This is a genomic window from Nocardioides islandensis (assembly GCF_015352455.1).
Classification (GTDB): Bacteria; Actinomycetota; Actinomycetes; order Propionibacteriales; family Nocardioidaceae; genus Nocardioides; species Nocardioides islandensis.
In genome coordinates this window covers 429,602-450,470 of the sequence record NZ_JADKPN010000001.1, presented here as the reverse complement: position 1 = coordinate 450,470, position 20,869 = coordinate 429,602, and the positions used below count along the sequence as shown (strand labels likewise).

Annotated in this window: 16 protein-coding genes; 6 read left to right on the top strand and 10 right to left on the bottom strand. The window is 72.4% G+C overall.

Translation table 11 applies throughout. The annotated features are described in order from the left end of the window. Positions 1-15 precede the first annotated feature (15 nt). Both ISU07_RS02125 and ISU07_RS02120 read right to left on the bottom strand, forming a co-directional pair. A complete protein-coding gene (locus ISU07_RS02125) occupies positions 16-930 on the bottom strand; it encodes a GNAT family N-acetyltransferase (protein WP_194705091.1) in 915 nt (304 codons plus the stop codon). Positions 931-1,054: 124 nt separating this feature from the next. Beyond that, the gene (locus ISU07_RS02120) at positions 1,055-1,678 is read right to left on the bottom strand and encodes a YceI family protein (RefSeq protein WP_194705090.1); all 624 of its coding nucleotides are present in this window, start codon (positions 1,676-1,678) and stop codon (positions 1,055-1,057) included. Between the two features lie 122 nt (positions 1,679-1,800). Here ISU07_RS02120 and ISU07_RS02115 point away from each other — a divergent pair, with 122 nt between their 5' ends. Continuing rightward, complete coding sequence (locus tag ISU07_RS02115; RefSeq protein ID WP_194705089.1) at positions 1,801-3,720, top strand: penicillin-binding transpeptidase domain-containing protein; 1,920 nt, start codon at positions 1,801-1,803, stop codon at positions 3,718-3,720. Between the two features lie 93 nt (positions 3,721-3,813). On the opposite strand, the gene ISU07_RS02110 is transcribed toward ISU07_RS02115, so the two are convergent. Beyond that, a complete protein-coding gene (locus ISU07_RS02110; RefSeq protein WP_194705088.1) occupies positions 3,814-5,916 on the bottom strand; it encodes an elongation factor G-like protein EF-G2 in 2,103 nt (700 codons plus the stop codon). A 380-nt stretch (positions 5,917-6,296) separates the two neighbouring features. On the opposite strand from ISU07_RS02110, the gene ISU07_RS02105 reads away from it, so the two are divergent. Next, a complete protein-coding gene (locus ISU07_RS02105; RefSeq protein WP_194705087.1) occupies positions 6,297-7,766 on the top strand; it encodes an NAD-dependent succinate-semialdehyde dehydrogenase in 1,470 nt (489 codons plus the stop codon). An 18-nt stretch (positions 7,767-7,784) separates the two neighbouring features. Further along, positions 7,785-8,798 carry a DUF2332 domain-containing protein gene (locus tag ISU07_RS02100; protein ID WP_194705086.1) on the top strand — a complete coding sequence of 338 codons (1,014 nt, stop codon included), beginning with the start codon at positions 7,785-7,787 and terminating at the stop codon, positions 8,796-8,798. Here the strand turns inward: ISU07_RS02100 and ISU07_RS02095 are convergent. From ISU07_RS02095 to ISU07_RS02070, 6 genes are all read right to left on the bottom strand, one after another. Then, on the bottom strand, positions 8,789-10,042 hold the full coding sequence (locus ISU07_RS02095) for a low temperature requirement protein A (protein WP_323742373.1): 1,254 nt from the start codon (positions 10,040-10,042) through the stop codon (positions 8,789-8,791). The two genes, ISU07_RS02100 and ISU07_RS02095, sit on opposite strands and share 10 nt — an antisense overlap. A gap of 20 nt (positions 10,043-10,062) precedes the next feature. Continuing rightward, complete coding sequence (locus ISU07_RS02090; RefSeq protein ID WP_194705085.1) at positions 10,063-10,941, bottom strand: helix-turn-helix transcriptional regulator; 879 nt, start codon at positions 10,939-10,941, stop codon at positions 10,063-10,065. Between the two features lie 227 nt (positions 10,942-11,168). Continuing rightward, on the bottom strand, positions 11,169-11,717 hold the full coding sequence (locus ISU07_RS02085; RefSeq protein ID WP_194705084.1) for a maleylpyruvate isomerase family mycothiol-dependent enzyme: 549 nt from the start codon (positions 11,715-11,717) through the stop codon (positions 11,169-11,171). After that, a complete protein-coding gene (locus tag ISU07_RS02080) occupies positions 11,714-12,694 on the bottom strand; it encodes a sigma-70 family RNA polymerase sigma factor (RefSeq protein WP_323742372.1) in 981 nt (326 codons plus the stop codon). The genes ISU07_RS02085 and ISU07_RS02080 overlap by 4 nt, the downstream gene beginning before the upstream one ends. A 172-nt stretch (positions 12,695-12,866) precedes the next feature. Continuing rightward, a complete protein-coding gene (locus ISU07_RS02075) occupies positions 12,867-14,420 on the bottom strand; it encodes a glycerol-3-phosphate dehydrogenase/oxidase (protein ID WP_194705082.1) in 1,554 nt (517 codons plus the stop codon). After that, positions 14,417-15,022, bottom strand: coding sequence for a TetR/AcrR family transcriptional regulator (locus ISU07_RS02070; protein ID WP_194705081.1), 606 nt, complete (start codon positions 15,020-15,022; stop codon positions 14,417-14,419). The genes ISU07_RS02075 and ISU07_RS02070 overlap by 4 nt, the downstream gene beginning before the upstream one ends. A 17-nt stretch (positions 15,023-15,039) precedes the next feature. On the opposite strand from ISU07_RS02070, the gene ISU07_RS02065 reads away from it, so the two are divergent. Then, on the top strand, positions 15,040-16,650 hold the full coding sequence (locus ISU07_RS02065; protein ID WP_228521083.1) for an FAD-binding oxidoreductase: 1,611 nt from the start codon (positions 15,040-15,042) through the stop codon (positions 16,648-16,650). 188 nt (positions 16,651-16,838) lie between these two features. Next, entirely contained in the window at positions 16,839-18,212 is a 1,374-nt protein-coding gene (locus ISU07_RS02060) for a GH1 family beta-glucosidase (RefSeq protein ID WP_194705080.1), read from the top strand. Between the two features lie 115 nt (positions 18,213-18,327). On the opposite strand, the gene ISU07_RS02055 is transcribed toward ISU07_RS02060, so the two are convergent. Continuing rightward, positions 18,328-19,062: a sulfotransferase gene (locus ISU07_RS02055; protein WP_194705079.1), complete on the bottom strand. Its 735-nt coding sequence runs from the start codon at positions 19,060-19,062 to the stop codon at positions 18,328-18,330. 138 nt (positions 19,063-19,200) lie between these two features. Between ISU07_RS02055 and ISU07_RS02050 the strand changes: the two genes are divergently transcribed. Further along, the gene (locus tag ISU07_RS02050) at positions 19,201-20,862 is read left to right on the top strand and encodes a glycosyltransferase (protein WP_194705078.1); all 1,662 of its coding nucleotides are present in this window, start codon (positions 19,201-19,203) and stop codon (positions 20,860-20,862) included. The last annotated feature ends 7 nt before the right edge of the window (positions 20,863-20,869 follow it).

Sequence of the window (20,869 nt, the reverse complement as noted above, 5' to 3'; positions counted from 1 at the left end):
CCTCGACCAGCGGAACTACAGCGAGATCCCTCGGTTCACCCAGGTGTCGCTGACGACCATGCCGACCTTCTCGTAGAGGCTCAGCGCGCCCGTCCGCGAGTCGGTGGAGAGGCCGGAGCGCGGGGCGCCGTGCTGCCGGCCCTGCTCGAAGGCGTCGACGAGCAGGGCCTGGGCGAGGCCCCGGCCGCGCTGGTCCTTGCGGACGGCGAGCCGCTCGACGTACGCCTCGGTCAGCTCGCCGCTGGCCCCGTCCTCGGCCATCACCAGCGAGGCCGTGCCGACCACCTCGCCGCTCGGGTCGGAGACCACCCGCAGCATCCACGGCTCGTGCCCGGGGCGCCGGACGACGGTGGCGATGAAGTCCTCGAACGGCTCCCGGTCGCGGACCGACCACTCGAGGAAGGCGTCCTCGACGACGTTCCAGACGGCCTCGTGGTCGTCGGGCGTCGCGGCCCGGATCTCGTAGCCGTCCGGCACGTCGCGGTGCGGGATGGTGGCGCCCGCCGGCACCTGGAGCACCCACGAGGTCCAGCGCACGCCGTACCCGAGCTTCTCCAGCAGCCGGTCGCCGTCCGAGCCCTGGGGGACCGGGCCGCCGATCGCGGTGTACCCGTGCTCGCGGGCGGCGCCCTCCATCCAGCGGGCGAGGGCGGTGCCGATGCCCCGGCGGCGGTACTCCGGGTGCACGCCGACCTCGCCCCGGTTGGCGCCGATCAGCTCGCCGAACGCGACGAGCCGGTCGCCGTCGTACACACCCATCGTCATGCTCGCGAAGTCGAAGCTGGGCCGTGCCCAGTCGGCCTCGAAGTCGGCGCGCTCGACGTCGACCCGGCCGATGTCGTGCTGCTGTTGGGCGGCCGCGACCGCGAAGACGGCGTCCAGGGCCTCGACGGTGTACGGCGCGGCGGTCAGGCCGTCGGGAAGATCCATGCGCGCATTGAACACAGCGCCGCCGAGGAGGTGCACGCGAAATACGACCCCACGTACGACGACGCCCCGCCCGGGGTCACCGGTCGGGGCGTCGTGCTGAGGCGGCGGTTCACCGCACGAGGGCTCAGGCCTCGACGGCAGCGTTCTGGATCGCGCTGATGTCGAACTCGAGCTTGATGCGGTCGGAGACGAGCACGCCGCCGGTCTCGAGCGCGGCGTTCCAGGTCAGACCCCAGTCCTTGCGGTTGATGGCGGTGCTGCCCTCGAACCCGACGCGCAGGTTGCCGAAGGGGTCACGGGCCGAGCCGGTCTGCTCGAACTCGATCGTGACGGGCTTGGTGGTGCCCTTGATGGTCAGGTCGCCGGTGATGACCCAGGTGGTCTGGTCGGCGCGCTCCACCTCGGTGGACACGAAGCTGATCTGCGGGTGGGCCTCGACCTCGAAGAAGTCGGCCGAGGTCAGGTGGCCGTTGCGCTGGTCGTTGCCGGTGTCGACGCTCGTGGCGTCGATGGTCACCTCGACCTTGCTGTTGGCGGGGTTCTGGGTGTCGACGTGGGCGGTGCCGGAGAACTCCTTGAACTGGCCGCGCACGGTGGTCACCATCGCGTGCCGGGCGCTGAAGCCCAGGCGGGTGTGGGTGACGTCCAGCGTGTAGTCGCCGGTGATGTCCTCGATCGTCTGGGTGGCCTGCTCGAAGTCGGCCTCGGTGCCGGCGGGGGCGGTCTTGGTGCGCGAGAAAATGCTCATCGGGTTGCTCATCTCCTGGTGGTTTAGTCCAACTTTCAATGACTGTAACCGGACCACAGTCCTATTTCTTCCGGACGTGTCTGTGGGCTGGGTCACAAGGCGTCGTTTGGTAGACAGGCGGCATGCGACGCGCCCGCCCGGTCCTGGCCGCCGCGGCCCTCCTGCTCGTCACCGGCTGCACCTCGGACGACTCGAGCGGTCCGGGCGACGTGTCCGGGGGCGAGGACGGAGCCTCGCCGGAGGCCGCGGCCCAGGTGTACGCCGACGCACTCGCGTCCGGGGACTTCGCCGACGTCTCCTTCGGGGACGGCGACGACCCGGCGGCCGTGGGGGAGGAGTACGCCACGACCGTCAAGGGCCTGGGCGAGCTGGAACCGACGGTGTCGGTCGCGGACGTGAGCGAGCAGGCCGGTGCCGAGACGCCGACGGCGACCGCGACCTTCGACTGGACGTGGCCGATCGGCCCGGACGGCTGGCAGTACTCCTCGCAGGCCACGCTGACCGAGCTCGACGACGAGTGGCAGGCCACCTGGGACGTCGCCACGATCGAGCCGTCGCTGAGCCCCACGGTCACCCTGGACCTGGTCAGCCTCGGGTCGAGGCGCGGGGACATCCTCGGCGCCGGCGGGCTGGCGCTGGTGACCAACCGGCCGGTCGTCCGGATCGGCATCGATCGGTCCAAGGTGGCCGCGGACAAGGCGGTCGCCGACGCGCGGGCGGTGGCGCGGCTGGTGGACATCGACGTGGCGACGTACGCGAAACGGGTGAAGGCGTCAGGGCCGCTGGCGTTCGTGGAGGCGATCGTCTACCGCCAGGACGAGGTGCCGCGCGGGGTGCTGCACGCGATGCGCGGCATCAAGGGGGGCGCGGTGATCGCCGCCGAGCTCCCGCTCGCCCCGACCAAGGGCTTCGCGGCGGCGATCCTCGGGTCGGTGGGCGAGGTGACCGCCGAGATGATCTCCGAGCACCCCGACCTCTACTCGATCGGCGACGTCGCCGGGCTGTCCGGGCTGCAGGCGCGGTACGACGAGCAGCTGCGCGGCACGCCCGGCCAGGAGGTCAACGCGGTCGGCTCGGACGGCAAGACGCGCGAGATCTTCCGTGTCGACGCGGTCGACGGGCAGCCGCTCCAGCTGACCCTGGACACCGACCTCGAGATCGCGGCGGAGCAGGCGTTGGCGGGCGTTGGGCCGGCGTCGGCGCTGGTGGCGATCCGGCCGTCGACCGGCGAGATCCTGGCCGCGGCGAACGGTCCCGGCAACGCGGGCGCCAACTACGCGACGTACGGGCAGTACGCGCCGGGGTCCACGTTCAAGCAGGTGACCTCGCTGGCGCTGCTGCGCGCGGGCGTCTCGCCGAGCACGGTCGTGCCCTGCACGTCGTCGGTGGTGGTCGACGGCAAGCGGTTCGAGAACTACGACGACTACCCGGCCTCGGCGCTCGGCAACATCCCGCTGCGCACGGCGCTGGCCAACTCGTGCAACACCGCGTTCATCTCCCAGCGCGGCAAGCTCGGCCAGGACTCGCTCGTGGAGGCCGCCGCCTCGCTCGGCATGGGTGTGGACCACGACCTCGGCTTCCCGGCGTACTTCGGCAACGTGGTGCCGCCCGCCGGCGAGACCGAGAAGGCCGCGGACATGATCGGCCAGGGCAAGGTCCTCGCCTCCCCGATGGTGATGGCCACGGTGATCGCGTCCATCCAGGCCGGCAAGCTCGTCGTGCCGTCGCTGGTGACCTCGGTGACCTCACCGGCTCCCGAGGGCGTGTCCGGTCCCGGGCCGGCCGAGGCCGAGGCGCTCCGGTCGATGCTGCGCGGCGTGGTCACCGGCGGCAGCGGCTCGTTCCTCCTCGACGTCCCCGGGCCCCCGGTGATCGCCAAGACGGGTACGGCCGAGTTCGACCAGGGCGGCTCCATCAACACCCACGCCTGGATGGTCGCCGCCCAGGGCGACCTCGCCGTCGCCGTGTTCGTGGACGTCGGTACGTCGGGCTCGGGTACCGCCGGCCCGATCCTGGAGGAGTTCCTGCGGGCCGCTTCCTGACATGTAACGCGGTGTTAGGTGTACTTCCCACGCGTTAGAACGCGTGGGAAGACGGTCTAACACCGCGTTACATGTGACCTCGCGCGCCGAGACCTACGACCGCTCGCGGGGCTCGATGGTGCGCGCCACGTCCTCGGGCATGGGTTCGTAGTGGGCGAAGGTACGGGTGAAGGAGCCGGCGCCGTGGGTGGCGGAGCGGAGGTCGACGGCGTACCGGACCAGCTCGGTCTGCGGTACCTCGGCCTTGATGACGGTGCGGTCCTCGCCGACCTTGTCGGTGCCGAGCAGCCGGCCGCGGCGCGAGGACAGGTCGCTCATGATCGTGCCGACCAGGTCGTCGGGGACGATCACCGAGACGGTGTCGAGCGGCTCGAGCATGGTCACCGTCGTCGCCGCGCCGGCCTCGCGCAGCGCCAGCCCGCCGGCCATCTGGAAGGCCATGTCGGAGGAGTCGACCGCGTGGGCCTTGCCGTCGAACAGCGTCACCCGCAGGTCGACCATCGGGTAGCCGTTGCGGACCCCGCGCTCCATCTGGGCGCGCACGCCCTTCTCGACCGAGGGGATGAAGTTGCGGGGTACGGCGCCGCCGACGACCTTGTCGACGAACTCGAACCCGCCGCCCTCCGGCAGCGGCTCGACCTCGATGTCGCACACGGCGTACTGGCCGTGGCCGCCGGACTGCTTGACGTGCCGGCCGTGCCCCTTGGCCGGGCCGGAGAACGTCTCGCGCAGGGACACCACGAACGGCACCTGGTCGACGTGCACCGAGTACCGCTCGGCCAGCCGCTCCATGATCACCTCGCCGTGGGCCTCGCCCATGCACCAGATGACGAGCTGGTGCGTCTCGCCGTTGTTCTCGACGCGGATGCTCGGGTCCTCGGCGGCCAGCCGGCTCAGGGCCTGCGACAGCTTGTCCTCGTCGGCCTTGCTGGACGCCACGATGGCGATCGGCAGCAGCGGCTCGGGCATCGACCAGGGGCGCAGCACGCGTGCGTCGTCGCAGGACGAGAGCGTGTCGCCGGTCTCCGCGCGGGTCAGCCGGCCGATGGCGCAGAGGTCGCCGGCGACGACGGCGTCGGCGGGCACCAGGGTGCGGCCGAAGGGGTACGACAGGGCGCCGATCTTCTCGTCCTCGTCGTGGTCCTCGTGGCCCTGCTCGGCGCCGAAGAACGACGTGAAGTGTCCGGACACGTGCACCTGCTGCTCGGCGGTGAGGGTGCCGGAGAAGACGCGGACCAGGCTGAGCCGGCCGACGTACGGGTCGCTCGTGGTCTTCACGATCTCCGCGACGAGCACGCCCTTGGGGTCGCACTCGATCCCCTCGGCGGCGGCGCCGGCGGGAGTGAACACGTCGGGCGACGGGTGCTCGGACGGGGACGGGAAGCCGTCGACGGCGAGGTCCAGCAGCTCCGCGCAGCCGACGCCGGTCTGCGAGCAGACCGGGACGACGGGGAAGAACGTCGCCCGCGCGACCGCGGTCTCGAGGTCCTCGATCAGCACCTCCGAGGAGATCTCCTCGCCGCCGAGGTACCGGTCCATCAGCGTCTCGTCCTCGGACTCCTCGATGATCCCCTCGATGAGGGAGCCGCGCAGGTCGTCGTACCTGCCCTCACCCGCGGAGATCAGCCCGGTGACGGACGTGACCTCGTCGCCCGAGCGTTCGGGGACGTACAGCGGCATCACCTTGTCGCCGAACGCCGCCTGCGCCTGGGCCAGCACGCCGTCGTAGTCGGCGCGCGACTGGTCGAGCTTGGTGATGACGACCGCGCGCGGCATGCCGACGTCGGCGCACTCGCGCCACAGCGCGCGGGTGCCGTCGTCGACGCCGTCGTTGGCCGCGATCACGAAGAGCGCGCAGTCCGCGGCCCGCAGCCCGGCGCGTACGTCGCCCACGAAGTCGGCGTACCCGGGGGTGTCGACCAGGTTGATCTTGGTCTCGCGGTGCACGACCGGCGCCACCGCGAGCGAGATCGAGCGGCCGTGCTTCTCCTCGGCGTCGTCGAAGTCGCAGACGGTGGTGCCGTCACGCACCGAACCGGCTCGGGGGATGGCCCCGGCTGAGGCGAGCAGCGTCTCCACCAAGGTGGTCTTGCCCGAGCCTCCCGGCCCGACGAGCACCACGTTGCGGATCCGGTCCGGGCTGCTCGCCCCCAGATCCTGTCCGGCTGGTCTCCGCGCGTTTCCCTTGTCGGCCATGTGGACCACCTCCGCTTCCGACCCAACCCCTCGGCGCGGCCGTTCGCAAGAGTGTCTTCGGTGGTCGAGCCGGGCGGGCCCCTGGGCGAGCCCGTGTCGAGACCCGTCGCCGGGATCTCGACACGGCCATGCGCGCCCCGTCGCTGCGCTCCGGGCAGCGCCGCCGGCTCGATCTTCATCCGGCATCTCGTCCGAGCTCGCAGGCTCGCTCGTCCGAGGGGATGAAGAACCCCTCGCAGCATGGGGTCTGCGAGGGGTCCGACGGTCCGAGAGCAAAGTCGTTGCTGGGCCCTCGAAGCTCCGCGCGAGAAGGTTCCCAGGGCGTCCAGCGACGCGGGCCCTGTTTCCACGAACTTGCCGGTAGTGCCAGGATTTCTTGCATGTCCGGTCTAGATCTGCTGCCGCCCGAGCACCGCCTCCTCTTCATCGGAGGGTCCTGGCGCGAGGCCAACAGCGGCGCCACCTTCGCCGTCCGCGACCCCGCCGACGGATCGGTCATCACCGAGGTCGCCGACGGCGACGTCAACGACGCCGTCGACGCGCTCGACGCGGCCGTCGCCGTCCAGGACGAGTGGGCGCGTACGGCGCCCCGTGAGCGCGGCGAGATCCTGCGGCGGGCCTTCGAGGCGATCACCGCCCGGGCCGACGACTTCGCCGAGCTGATGAGCCTGGAGATGGGGAAGACCGTCAAGGAGGCCAAGGGCGAGGTCGCCTACGGCGCGGAGTTCTTCCGGTGGTTCTCCGAGGAGGCGGTGCGCATCCACGGCCGCTGGATGCAGAACCCCGCCGGCGGCAGCCGGCTGCTGACGATCAAGAAGCCGGTCGGCCCGTGCCTGTTCATCACGCCCTGGAACTTCCCGCTGGCGATGGGCACCCGCAAGATCGGCCCGGCCATCGCGGCCGGCTGCACGATGGTGGTCAAGCCCGCCGAGCTCACGCCGCTGACGATGCTGGCGCTGGCCGCAACGCTCGAGGAGGCCGGGCTCCCGGCCGGCGTCCTCAACATCGTCACGACCTCGGACTCCAAGAGCCTGAGCAAGGCGCTGATGGCCGACGACCGGCTGCGCAAGGTGAGCTTCACCGGCTCCACGACGGTCGGCAAGGTGATCATCCGGCAGTCGGCCGACGAGCTCCAGCGGGTCTCGATGGAGCTGGGCGGCAACGCGCCGTTCATCGTGTTCGAGGACGCCGACGTCGACGCGGCCGTCGAGGGCGCGATGATCGCGAAGATGCGCAACATGGGGGAGGCGTGCACCGCCGCCAACCGCTTCCTCGTGCACGAGTCGGTCGCCGACGAGTTCGCCGACAAGCTCGGCGCGCGCATGGGCGCGCTGGTCGTCGGCCGCGGCCAGACCGAGGGGGTCGACGTCGGCCCGCTCATCGACCAGAACGCCGTCGACTCGGTCAGCCAGCTGGTCACCGACGCCGTGCACGACGGCGCCCGCGTCGTCGTCGGCGGCACGCCGATGGACGGACCGGACCACTCGGGCGGCACGTTCTACCCGCCCACCGTGCTGGTCGACGTACCCGCCGAGGCGGAGATCGTGAAGCAGGAGATCTTCGGGCCGGTCGCCCCGATCACCACGTTCGCCGACGAGGACGAGGCGATCACACGGGCCAACGACACCGAGTACGGCCTGGCGTCGTACGTCTTCACCCGCGACCTGTCCCGCACGATCCGGGTGGCAGAGCGGCTCCAGTTCGGCATGGTCGGCGTCAACTCCGGCCTGATCTCCAACGCCGCCGCGCCGTTCGGGGGCGTGAAGGCCAGCGGGTTCGGTCGCGAGGGCAGCTTCGAGGGCATCGACGAGTACCTCGACACCACGTACGTCGCCCTGCCGGCCACCTAGGAGAGCCCGCCCGGTCAGGTGGAGATCTTCGGGGACACGGCCACGGTCTACCGCGACTTCGCGCGCGAGGCCGTCGGGTCGCCGTGCTTCGAGGCGTGGGCCGACGGCGTCGCCGACGACCCCGAGGTGCTCGCCTGGCTGCAGACGCTCCCGCCCCGCAAGCGGCAGGCGAACCTGGTGTTCGCGGCGGCGCGCTGGCACGGCGTCCCCGCCCCCGGTCCGTACGCCGGCCTGCGCGACGCCCTGCTCGGCGACGACGGCACGATCCGGGGGACGATCCTCGAGCGGTCCACCCAGACCAACGAGGTCGGCCGCCTCGCCTGCCTGGAGCGGGCCTTCGCGATGATCCGGAACAACAAGCCCGGCCACACCGTCGCCCTGCTGGAGGTGGGTGCGAGCGCGGGCCTGTGCCTGTTCCCCGACCGCTACTCCTACCGATGGCACCTGCCGGGCGGCGGGACCATCGAGACCGACATCGAGTCCGACATGGACGCGCCGCTGCTGGAGTGCCGGATCACCTCGGGCGAACCGACGGGGGCGGTCCTGGCACCGGTGACCTGGCGGGCCGGCATCGACCTCTCGCCGGTCGACGTCACCGACGACGAGGCGGTGCGCTGGCTCCAGACGCTGGTCTGGCCCGAGCAGGAGGAGCGTCGCGAGCGGCTCCGGGCCGCCGTGGAGATCGCGCGCAGCCACCCGCCGTACCTCGTGCGGGGCGACCTCTTCGAGGAGCTGCCGGCCCTGATGGCGCAGGCGCCGGTGCAGGCGACGCTGATCGTGTTCCACTCCGCCGTGATCGCCTACCTCGAGGCCGCCGACCGTGAGCGGTTCGCGTCGATGATGGCCGGGCTGGTGGCCGACGGTGAATGCCACTGGGTCAGCAACGAGGGCCCGCGGGTGCTGCCGGGACTCGTGCCCGAGGGGGTGGACGTACCGTTCGGCCGGTTCGTGATGGCGATCGACGGCCGGCCGGTCGCGCTGACGCACGGCCACGGCGCCGAGGCGGACTGGTTGGCCGACCCCTACCGGTGAGGGAGCTGCGGGAGCGCCGCCAGCACCTCGGCGTTGTGGCGGTGTCCGGCGATCTCGTACCCGACCACCGAGACCCACGGGGACAGCGAGAGCACGAGGAGGCTGACGGGCAGGGACGCGCCCGCAGCCGAGAGCGCGACCGATGCCGCCATCACCGCCGCCGTCATGCCGATCAGCCACAGGTGCAGCCGGTCGATGGTGCGCGTCAAGACGCTGTAGAGGCCGAAGACCAAGGCGAAGAAGATGCCCAACGGGACCGCCACACTCAGCAGGGTGGCGGTGGCGGTCAGCGTCGAGTGGTGCTCCAGGGCGAACGCCGCGGCGTGCAGGCCGGCTCCGACGGCGACCACGGCGCCGAACAACGGGATGTGGCCGTAGCCCCAGCCGAACACCCGCGACCGGTAGGCGTGCAGCAGGTCTCCGCTCGGGATGACGAAGTAGATCCACCACATGCCGAACGGCAGCGCGACGCCGGCCAGCCCGAGCAGCGCGGCGTCGAACGTCCAGCCGGTGACGGTGATCAGTGCGCCCAGCGCGGCGGTGGTGCCGAGCAGGCCCTCGCCGAGGGCGATGATCACCATCAGCCCGTACCGCTCGGCGATGTGGTGGGGGTGCCAGGGGGTGCCGCCGCGCACGTGCTCGGCGACGAACGGACCGACGAGCTCGATGACCACCAGCACCACCACGCACGCGAACGTCGCCCCGACGCTGAGGTCGAGGAACAGCAGACCCACCCAGCCGAGCTGGGACACGGTGAGCGTGACGATGAAGATCTTGCAGATCTCGCGCCGCTCGGGGTCCTGGTAGGAGGCCCGCGCCCACTGCGCGAGCATCGGCACCCGCATCACGACGTACCCGAGCACCATCACGCTGTTGTCGAGGTGGTCGCCCTCCTTCAGCGACTCGAACATGTCGTGCACGCCGAGGGCCAGCACGAGCACGCCGACCATCTGGACCATCGTGGTGACGCGGTAGAGCCAGTCGTCGGTGTCGTACGCCGAGGCGAACCACGAGAAGTTGATCCACGCCCACGACACCGCGAACGCCGCGAAGCAGAACCCGATGACGCCGTCCACGACGTGGTCCTCGACGAGGAAGTGCGCCAGCTCGTCGGCCGCCGTCCCGAACGCGACGACGAACGACAGGTCGAACAGCAGCTCCAGCGGGGTCGACGCGCGGCCTCGTTCGTGCGGGTCACGCCCCGCCATGGTGACCGCGGTGTGCCGCAGCGGCGTCTCGCTCACGGGAGCGATGGTAGGAGGAGTCAGGCGCCCAACGCGGTCGCGAGCTCGCCCCGCGAGCGGATGCCGAGCTTGCGGTAGACGTGGGACAGGTGCCACTCGACCGCCTTCACCGACACGCCGAGCAGGTCGGCGATCTCCCGGTTGCGCATCCCGTCCCGGGCCAGCACGGCGACGCGGCGCTGGGTCTGGGTCAGGGTGTCGGCGGCCTCGGCCTCGCCCGGCTTGTGGCCGAGCCGCTCCAGCAGCCGCGCGGCGCGGCCCCAGAGTGGCCAGAGCTGCTCGCGGAACGCGAACGACTCCACCGACACCAGCAGCCGGGTGGCCTCCTCGATGCGCTGCTCGCGGTCGGGGTCGGCCGCGCCGCTGAGCACCAGCAGCCCGGCGAGGTCGGTGTCGATCTGCGCGCGCAGCCGGGCGGCCGGCTGTCCGTCGAGCAGCGTCTTGGCGGAGCGGAGGACGGCGATCCGCTCGGTCGAGTCGGCGACGACCGCGAGGCCCCGGAGGGCCAGCGCCTCGCCGTACGGCGACCCGGCGGCGCGGGCGGCCGCGACCTGGTGCACGGCCATGGTCCTTGCCTTGGCGACCTCGCCGGTGCGCACCAGCGCGAGCGCCAGCGCGCTGCGCCACGGCACGTCCTCGGGGTCCTCCTTGTCGCCCATCGCGGCACCGGCGGCCTCGTACCTGGCGATCGCGATGTCGGCGTCCCCGAGCGCGGCCAGCACGTCGCCGAGCGTCTGGTTGGCGACGCCGCCGACCCGTCCGGTGCGGTGCTGCCACGGCACGACCTCGTCGGTGAGGGCCCGCGCCTGCGCGACCTCCCCGCGCGCCAGCCGGCACTCGACGAGGGTGGCCACCACGAGCGGCGCGGTGTCTCCGAGGTCGGCCAGCGAGCGCGCCAAGGGAGCAAGGGTGTCCAACGCGGACGTCACCTGACCCGCACGCGCATGCGTGCGCCCCAACGTCAGGAGATTGAACTCAGTGCCCCCCGGCAAGCCCGCGACCAGAAAATCTGGTGCGTGCATGCGCTCAAGATAGGGACCACGGGGCGCTAGGGGGAGGGGTTCGCCGGAAACTTGTCCCGATTGTGGATCCGGGAGGCGGTCGTCTGGTCGTCTGGTCGTCCCGGTCACGACCGGCCGAGGAACCCCAGGAGCACGTCGGAGGAGCCGGCGGCCGCCGTCGTCCGGCGCGGGAACGCGAACCGGTCCGGCCGGTCCTCGGGCAGCACGACCGCGTGCGCCACCGGCATCAGCGCCCGGGCCAGGTCCTCGGGGATGTCACGGCCGGCACCCGTCGCCTGGGCGACGTCCCACCCGTGCACGGTGATCTCCAGGGCCGCCGCGGTCACGATCAGCGGCGAGGGAGCAGGGCGGTCGCCGACGTACACCCGTGGCGGCATCCGTCCGCTCCACACGCCGACCAGGGCGCAGGCCTTGGTCTGCAGCGCCGCCACGTCGCCACCCGGACGGCGGGGCACCTCGACGCGGAGCGAGCCGCCGGACGCCTCGAGGAACGCGTCCAGGCCGTCGTCCATGTGCGCGAGCAGGTCCGCGAGGCTCCACCCCGCGCAGGGCGACGGGCCGGTGCGGTCCGGTCCGACGGTCGTGAGCGACTCCCGGGTGTAGGCCAGGGACCGCTCGAGCAGCTGCAGCGCGTGGTGGAGGTCGGGGCTCACCGGCCCGCGGCGCCGGTGGGCGCCGCGTCCGCCGGGAGCCTGGCGGGCAGCCCGAAGGTCTCGAAGAGGTCCTTCTCGAAGAACGCCGCGACGTGCCGCACCCGGTCGCCGTCGAGGTCGAGGACCTGGAGGTGGAAGGGCGTGAAGTCGCCGTCCGAGCCGCGCATGTAGAGGCCGAACGCCGGCTGCCCGTTGGCCGTCGTCGGCAGCATCACCATGTCGTGGACGCCGCCCGGGCACTGGGTGTCGATGAGGTTGCCGATGTTGCGGTCGCCGACGTACCAGCCGGTGAACGGCGGCATCTCCCACACCGCGTCCTGCTTGAGCAGCGCGACGATCCCGTCGATGTCCTTGGCCCAGAACGCCGCGACGTACTTGTCCAGCAGCACCTTCTGCTCGGCGGTCAGGTCGAGGCTGACGGTGTCCGGGTCGGGCTGCTTCTCGGCCATCGCGGCGTGCGCGCGCTGCAGGGCGGAGTTGACCGCGGCGACGGTCGTGTCGAGGGCCTCGGCGACCTCGGCGGCCGACCAGCGCAGCACGTCGCGCAGGATCAGCACGGCCCGCTGCTTGGCCGGCAGGTGCTGGAGCGCGGCGACGAACGCGAGCCGGATGGTGTCCTTCTCGGCGACCACGACGGCCGCGTCGGGGACCGGCTGCAGCCACGGGATCTCGTGGTCGAGCTCGAGGGCGTCGCCGGCCATCTGGTCCTCGGTGCCCAGCCCGGCGGGCAGCGGACGGCGGGGCCGGCCCTCGAGGTTGGTCAGGCAGACGTTGGTGGCGATCCGGTAGAGCCACGTGCGCACCGACGAGCGCCCCTGGAAGGTGTCCTGGGACTTCCAGGCGCGGATCAGCGTCTCCTGGACCAGGTCCTCGGCCTCGTGTACCGAGCCGCTCATCCGGTAGCAGTGCGCGAGCAGCTCGCGCTGGTACCTCTCGGTGAGGGCCGGGAAGTCGTCGAGCTCGGTACTGGTGCTCACCCGAGGCCTTTCGCTCGTACGGTGGTCGGTCACGGTCATGCGCGCCTCCTCAGTGTGCCGTCCGAGTGCAGACCGGCCAACCGTTCGGAACTCATCGAAGGTCGCCGCCGTCGGGATAGTCCGGTGTGAATGGGCTGTCCCAGGGCCGGTTCGACGACCCAAACGCACCGGACTATCCCGGGACGGCGGCGGAGAAGGCGAGGGCGCGAAGGGCGAGGGGCTCGGCGAGGGGGCGGTCGGCGGGGACGAGGGCGACGCGGGTACGCCGCTCCAACAGGTCGTCGACGTCGGCGGCCCCCTCGTGGGTCACCCCGAAGACGAGCTCGGCCAGCGTGACGGGGACGTGCGCGGCGGCCGGGGCCAGCAGCTCGCCGTCGGACAGGCCGGTCACCTCGCGGGCGTTCTGCATCACGAGCGGTGCGTCGGTGCCGAAGCGGCGCACCAGGCGCGGGTCGGCGTCCACGGCGGCGAGCGCGGCCCGGTCGCCGGCGCCGGCGAGCGGGAGCCGGTGGGTGCGGCACGGGCGGGGTGCCTCACCGGCGGCCACGAGCACCGCGTCGACGGCGTCCTGGGCCATCCGGCGGTAGGTCGTCAGCTTGCCGCCGACCACGGTCACCACGCCGTCCTCGCCGGTGAGCACCGCGTGCCTGCGGGAGAGGTCCGAGGTGCTGCCGCCCGGGTCGTCGGGGTGGGCGTCCAGCAGTGGCCGGAGCCCCGCGAACGCCCCGGCCACGTCTGCTCGTGAGAGCGGGTGGGCGAGCGTCGCCGAGACGGTGTCGAGCAGGAACCCGATCTCGGGCTCGGTGGGCTCGGGCACGTCGGGCACGGGTCCGTCGACGGGCTCGTCGGTGAGGCCGACGTACACGGTCCCGTCCGGCTGGGGCAGGGCCATCACGAACCGGCTGGTGCTGCCGGGGACCGGAGCGGTGATGCAGACCCGCAGGCCCGGCAGGGACCCGTCGCGCAGCACGACGTGGGTGCCGCGGCTCGGGCGCAGGCGGACGTCGGCCAGCTCGCCGGCCCAGACGCCGGTGGCGTTGACGACCATCCGCGCGGCGATCTCGGTCTCCGCGCCGGTGAGCTCGTCGCGCAGTGCCACCCGGCCCCCTCCGGCGGACAGCACGCGCGCGTGCGTGCGCACGTGCGCGCCGTGGGCCGCCGCCGTGCGCGCGATGGTGACGACCAGGCGGGCGTCGTCCTCGAGCTGGCCGTCCCAGCCGAGGATGCCGCCCCGGAGCCCGCTCACCCGGAGCGCGGGCGCGAGGCTCAGGGCCTCGGTGGCCGAGACCCGGCGGGGGCGCGGCAGCGTCTCGCGACGCGTGCGGGTCCCGAGACGCAGCAGGTCGCCGGCCGCGAAGCCGGCGCGGGTGACCGCGGCCTGGAGGTGCCCGACCGAGTCGTGCAACGGCACCAGCATCGGCAGGGCGTGGGTGAGGTGCGGGGCGGTCGTCTCCATCAGGATGCGGCGCTCGACCGCGCTCTCGTGGGCGACGCCGACCTGGCCGTGGGCGAGGTACCGCAGGCCGCCGTGCACCAGCTTCGACGACCATCGAGAGGTGCCGAACGCCAGGTCGTGCGCATCCACCGCGAGCACCGACAGCCCCCGGCTGGCCGCGTCGAGCGCGACGCCGGCGCCGGTCACGCCGAGGCCGGCGACCACCAGGTCGACCTGCCGGGGGAGTCCCTCGATGCCCGGGGTGATGGTCGTGGGGGTCGAGGCGCTCATCGCTGGATCGCCCGCGCCAGGACCTGCCGGAGCTCGTCGTCGAGCTGCTCCTCCGAGGCGTGCTCGTCGACCATCGTGTGCGCCGACAGCACGAACCCGTGGGTGGCGAGCAGCAGAGCCCGCGCCAGCACGTCGGGGTCGCCGTCGCGGACCTGCCCGATCAGCTGCCCCTGACGCAGCTGGTCGGCGAGCAGGTCGAGGATGGCCTGCTGGGACCGGCCCCGGCGGGACAGCAGGTACGGCAGCAGCAGCTCGGCGTCCAGCTCGACGATCCGCACGAACAGCTCGTTGTCGCGCAGCGCCCGCACCGCCCGCACCCCGGTGCCGACGATGCGCTCGACGCTGCCGGCCGGGTCGGGGACGTCGGCCGCTTCGGCGACGACCGCGGACCACTCACGCGTCATCAGGTCGCCGAGCAGCTGGGACATGTCGGACCAGGTGCGGTAGATCGTCATCCGGGAGACCCCGGCCCGGCGGGCCACCTCGGTGAGGGTCGTCCGCCGCCAGCCGACGTCGAGGATGCAGTCGCGCGCCGCGTCCAGGTAGGCGTCGCGCGAGGAGGCGACCTCGTCGGGCCGAACGGTGTGACGAAGTGACGTCATGTGTCACACTGTAACGCATGACGCTCGAGATGCACCCCCTTCGCTGGGGCGACCCGGCTCACGCGACCGCGCTGCCCGACGGGGCTCGCGCCCTCGTCGAGGCGGTGTTCGGGCCGGCGCCGGCGACGTCCGCTCACGACGCCACGTCGGAGACCGAGCTCCCGGGCGCGCTACCGCCCCCTGGTCTCTCCGCGAGCCTGCTGTCGTCCCTGGCCGAGGTCGTCGGCGAGCAGCACGTGCGCACCGACGACGAGATCCGCCGCCTGCGCACCCGCGGCAAGTCGACCGCGGACCTCCTCCGAGCCCGTGCGGGTGACCTCGACGACGCCCCCGACGCCGTGGTCCGGCCGGGCAGCCACGACGAGGTCGCCGAGGTGCTGAGGCTGGCGGGCAGCCACCGCGTCGCGGTCGTGCCGTTCGGCGGGGGCACCTGCGTGACCGGCGGGCTGGCCGCCCGCCGCGAGGGCTTCGCCGGCGTGGTCAGCCTCGACCTCGGCCGGCTCGACTCCCTCGTCGACGTCGACCGCACCTCGATGACCGCCACCCTCCAGCCCGGCCTGCGCGGCCCCCGGGCCGAGGCGCTGCTCGCCGAGCACGGGCTGACCATCGGCCACTTCCCACAGTCGTTCGAGCACGCCTCGATCGGCGGGTTCGCCGCGACGCGGTCGAGCGGGCAGGCGTCGGCCGGCTACGGCCGCTTCGACGCCCTCGTCGTCGGCCTGACCGTGGCCACCCCGACGGGCACGCTGCGCCTCGGTACCGCTCCCGCCAACGCCGCCGGCCCCGACCTGCGCCAGCTCGTCCTCGGCTCGGAGGGCGCGTTCGGCGTCATCACGGAGGTGAAGGTCCGCGTGCGGGCCGTCCCCGAGGTGAAGGTGTACGACGGGTGGCGCTGGGCCTCGTTCGGCGACGGGCTCGCGGCCGTCCGGGCCCTTGCCCAGTCCGGCCTGCGGCCGACGGTGCTCAGGCTCTCCGACGAGGCGGAGTCCGCGGTCAACCTGGCCGACCCCGACTCGATCGGCGGGGGTGCCGGAGGGTGCCTGATGATCGTCGGCTACGAGGGCGCGGCCGGCCGCGTCGACGCCGAGCGCGCCGCCGCGACCGCGCTGCTCGAGGGCCTCGGCGGCACCAACGCCGGCGAGGAGCCGGGCCGCGCGTGGGAGCACGGCCGGTTCGCCGCGCCGTACCTGCGCGACTCCCTGCTCGACCTCGGCGTGCTCGTCGAGACGCTCGAGACCGCGACGTTCTGGTCCGGGGTGGACCGCCTGTACGCCGACGTGAAGGCCGCCCTCGAGCGCGTCCTCGGCGACGGGGGCGCACCGGTGCTGGTGCTGTGCCACGTCTCGCACGTGTACGAGACGGGCTGCTCGCTGTACTTCACCGTCGCCGCGCGGCAGGCCGGCGACCCGGTCGAGCAGTGGCTCGCGGCCAAGACGGCGGCCAGCGACGCGATCGTGGCCGCCGGCGCCACCATCACCCACCACCACGCCGTCGGCACCGACCACCAGCCGTGGCTGAGCGACGAGATCGGCGAGGTGGGCGTGCGGGTGCTGCGCGCGGTGAAGGCGGAGCTGGACCCGGCCGGAGTGCTCAACCCCGGTGTCCTCGTGCCTCTCGACGGCGCCTGAGGACGCGACCCAGCACACTTACGTGACGGTTGGCGGACCGCGCAGCGTACGAAATAGTAGGCAAAGGTTTGCAGGTTCCACCGTTCGGACAGCGGGGCACCACCCGTTCGGGCCAGTCCGGGCCACCGATCGGGGGAGTTGGCGTTCCGCCGCGCGCCGCGGGACCATCCGCCAGAATGTTGGCCACCATGAGCGTGCCGACCGGAGGGGCTTTCCCTCAGCTGCCCCCGGGATTCCGCTTCGGCACGAGCACCGCGGCGTACCAGATCGAGGGCGCCGCGGGTGAGGACGGCCGCGGCCCGAGCATCTGGGACACGTTCAGCCACGCACCCGGCCGGGTGAAGGACGGCGCCACCGGCGACGTCGCCTGCGACCACTACCACCGGTACGCCGAGGACATCGCGCTGATGCGCGACCTGGGGGTCGGCGGGTACCGGTTCTCGATCTCCTGGCCACGCGTGCTGCCCAAGGGCCGGGGCACGCCGAACCAGCAGGGGCTGGACTTCTACGACCGCCTGCTCGACGGCCTGCTGGAGGCCGGCATCGCGCCGATGGTCACGCTGTACCACTGGGACCTGCCCCAGGCGCTCGAGGACGACGGCGGCTGGCTGAACCGCGACACGGTCGAGGCGTTCGCCGAGTACGCCGCGCTGGTCGGTGAGCGGTACGCCGACCGCGTCGAGCACTGGGTCCCCGTCAACGAGCCGAACGTCGCGACGTTCAACGGCTACGCCCTCGGCCAGCACGCTCCCGGCCGCAAGCTGATGTTCGACGCCTTCCCGGTCGCCCACCACCTGCTGCTCGGGCACGGCCGCGCGGCCATCGAGCTGCGCCGGGCCGGCGCCGAGAGCGTGGGCTGCGCCAACAACCACTCACCGATGTGGCCGGCCTCCGACGACCCGGCCGACGTCGGCATCACCAAGCTCTTCGACGCGCTCTGGAACGGCCTGTTCACCGAGGCGATGCTGCTCGGCAGGTACCCGCGCGACATCATGCCGCTGCTCGAGGACGCCATCCAGGACGGCGACATGGTGACGATCCGGCAGCCCGTCGACTTCTACGGCGTCAACTACTACAACCCGCTCCGGGTCGCGGCGAACCTCGACGAGGAGGACGAGAACCCCTTCGAGTTCGTCGACCTGGTCGGCTACGACAAGACCGACTTCGGCTGGCCGGTCGTCCCCGACTCCCTGCGCGAGTGGCTGATCATCCTGCGCGCACGGTACCGCGCCGCGCTGCCGCCGATCATGATCACCGAGTCCGGCTGCTCCTACGGCATGGGCCCGGACGCCGACGGCGTGGTCGACGACCAGCCGCGCATCGACTACCTCGACTCCCACCTGCGCGCCGTCGCCACCGCGATCGCGCAGGGCGTCGACGTGCGCGGCTACTACACGTGGTCGCTGATGGACAACTTCGAGTGGGCCGAGGGCTTCTCCCAGCGCTTCGGCCTGGTGCACGTCGACTACGACACCCTCGAGCGCACGCCCAAGCGGTCCTTCCAGTGGTTCGCCGAGATGATCAAGGCCCAGGGCCACGCGGCGGAGCAGGCCACGGGCTAGCGGTGCTATCCAGGTCTGCCGGTTTCAGCGCGATCGCGCCGGTTCGGCACCTTCTCGATCCGGAAATCTGCCATTTCGGCGCGATCGCGCGATAACTGGCACCGACGACGGCCAGTCAGACCGAGTGCTTGCGCTCCATGGTCGCCCGTACCTCGGCGTCGTCGTACTCCTCCCCGAGCCACGCGAACATCGGGGCGAGGACCGAGGGATCGGCGACGTAGTCGTCGAAGTGGACGCGGTACGCCGCGTCGCCGAGGCGGTCGGCGGTCTCCAGGAGGCGGCGCTCGATGTCGGCGAGGTGGGCGGACTTGTCGTCGCCCTTGGCCCACCACTTCGACTTGAGCACGTCGGCGTGGTCGCGGGTGTTGACCAGGAACCGGGCGCCGGGGAACACCTCGCGCAGCCACGCGACGTACGCGTCGAGGTCGTCGTGGCGCCACCACCGGATCTCCTTGAACCCCGTGACGCGGGTGTCCGGCTTGGGCCGCAGCAGGGTGTCCACCGCGAGCCGGCGGGTGTCGGCGATCGACAGGGCGGGCGGGAAGTCACCGATGCCGTAGAACGCGTCGGTCTTGCGGCGCACCCGGTCGATGGGCCAGTAGGAGGACCGCTCCACACACGTGCGGTGGAAGTCGAAGAGGAACCGCAGGGCGTCGTCGTTCTCGCCGCGGATGAGGTACCCCGGGATCGTGTTCAGCAGGCCCATCAACAGGGTCGAACCGGACCGCCCGTAGGTCATCACGAACACGTACGACAGCTCGCCCATCCAGTGATCCGGGCCGTCGCGCAGCTGCTTGACCCTGGCCCTGAGCCGCGCCACCTCGGCCCGCAGCTCGTCGACCTCGGACATGGCGCGAGTCTAGGGGCGGGGGCCTAGGTGGGTGGGCCGCGCGCCCGTGTGCCGTAGCCTCGACGGGAGGACTAGGCTGCCGGACCGAGGAGGCGGCCCCGACCACACTGGACACCGCCGGCCGAACGGGTGGAGGCAATGACGAGCTCGCAGCCGCGGGTACGCCGCAACGAGTGGGGCTCCCTGCTCGTGCCTCCCCTCGGCCAGTGGGAGCCGCACCTCAGCGTCAGCCTGGTCATGCCGGCGTACGGCGCCCACCAGACGCTCCCCTACGTCCTCGCCGGCCTCGCGGTGCAGTCCTACCCCAGCCACCTCATGGAGCTGATCGTCGTCGACGACGGTGCCAACGCCGGGCAGCCGCCGCTGGAGCTGCCCGAGGTCCGGCCCGACAACGCGCGCATCATCCGCGTCGAGCAGGGCTGGGGCCGGGCCAACGCCTGCCACACCGGCGCGATCGCCGCCGAGGGCGACGTCATCCACTGGCTCGACGCCGACATGCTGCCCGAGCGCGAGCACGTCGAGGCGCAGCTGCGCTGGCACCACGAGATCGACTACGGCGTCGTGCTGGGCCACAAGTGGTTCGTCGACCCGCAGCCGCTGTACGACGTGACGCCGGCCGGCGTCCGCGACGCGGTCGCCGAGGGCCGCCTGGGCGACTACTTCGTCGGCCAGGAGAAGGACCTGCACGACTGGGTCGAGCGGTGGTACGCCCGGTTCGACGACCTGCGCACCATCGGCCCGCGCGCGCTGCGCATGCACGTCGGCGCGACCGCGTCCCTGACCCGCGACCTGTACCTCTCCTCGGGCGGCATGGACACCTCGCTCCGCCTCGGCGAGGACATCGCGCTGGGCTACCGGCTCGGCGAGGCCGGCGCGGTCTTCATCCCCGACCGCGAGGCGAAGTCCTGGCACCTCGGCCGCACCAACGTGATGAAGCGCCGCGACGAGGTCAACGACTACAACGACGTCTTCCTCTCCGACCGGCTGCCCGAGCTGCGCAACAAGCGGCGGGCCGGGCGGCTCTACTCCGTGCCGTACCTCGAGGTCGTCCTCGACACCCGCGGCCTGGACTTCCACCCGGTCATCGCCACGGTCGACGCCGTCCTCAACAGCACCCTCCCGGACCTCGGCGTGGTCCTGGTCGGGCCGTGGAGCCAGCTCGGTGACGAACGGTGCAACCCCCTCGACGACCCGATGCTCGACACGCGGCTGGTCTACGAGTCGTACGTCGGGGACCCGCGCGTGCACCTGGTCGAGGAGCTCCCCGAGGGCCGGTGCGCGGCGATGTTCCGGATGACGCTCGAGAACGCCGACTGGGCGCCGACCCACAAGACGGTCGCCCGCCTGCTCAACAACCTGGAGCGCAGCCACCACGGTCTCCGCCTCGTGCGGATGCCCGACGGCTCGGTCGCCCGGATCGAGCGCACCGCCGCGATGGCCCGCGCGCACCGCGTCATCAAGTCCGGGGAGTTCCTGGACGACGTGCTCGACGAGCTGTTCGGCGCGTTCACGTTCGAGGCGGCGGAGGTCGGGTTCTGGCCGTGCCAGGAGGTGCACCGTCCGCGGCTGCAGGGCACCGCCGGGAAGGCCGAGGACCCGCGAGCGGCGTGGGACTACGACGACGTCCCGCTCGCGCCGGGGGCGCCCGACGGCAACGACCGCGAGGACGACGAGGCGGAGCCGGCCGAGGCCCCGGCCGCGAAGCCGGCCGCGACGGCATCCGCGACGGCGCCCGGGCCCCGGTCCCGGCCGACCGGCTCCCTCGGCGCCAGGCTGGCCTCGCTGCTGGGGCGCCGGTGACGGGGCC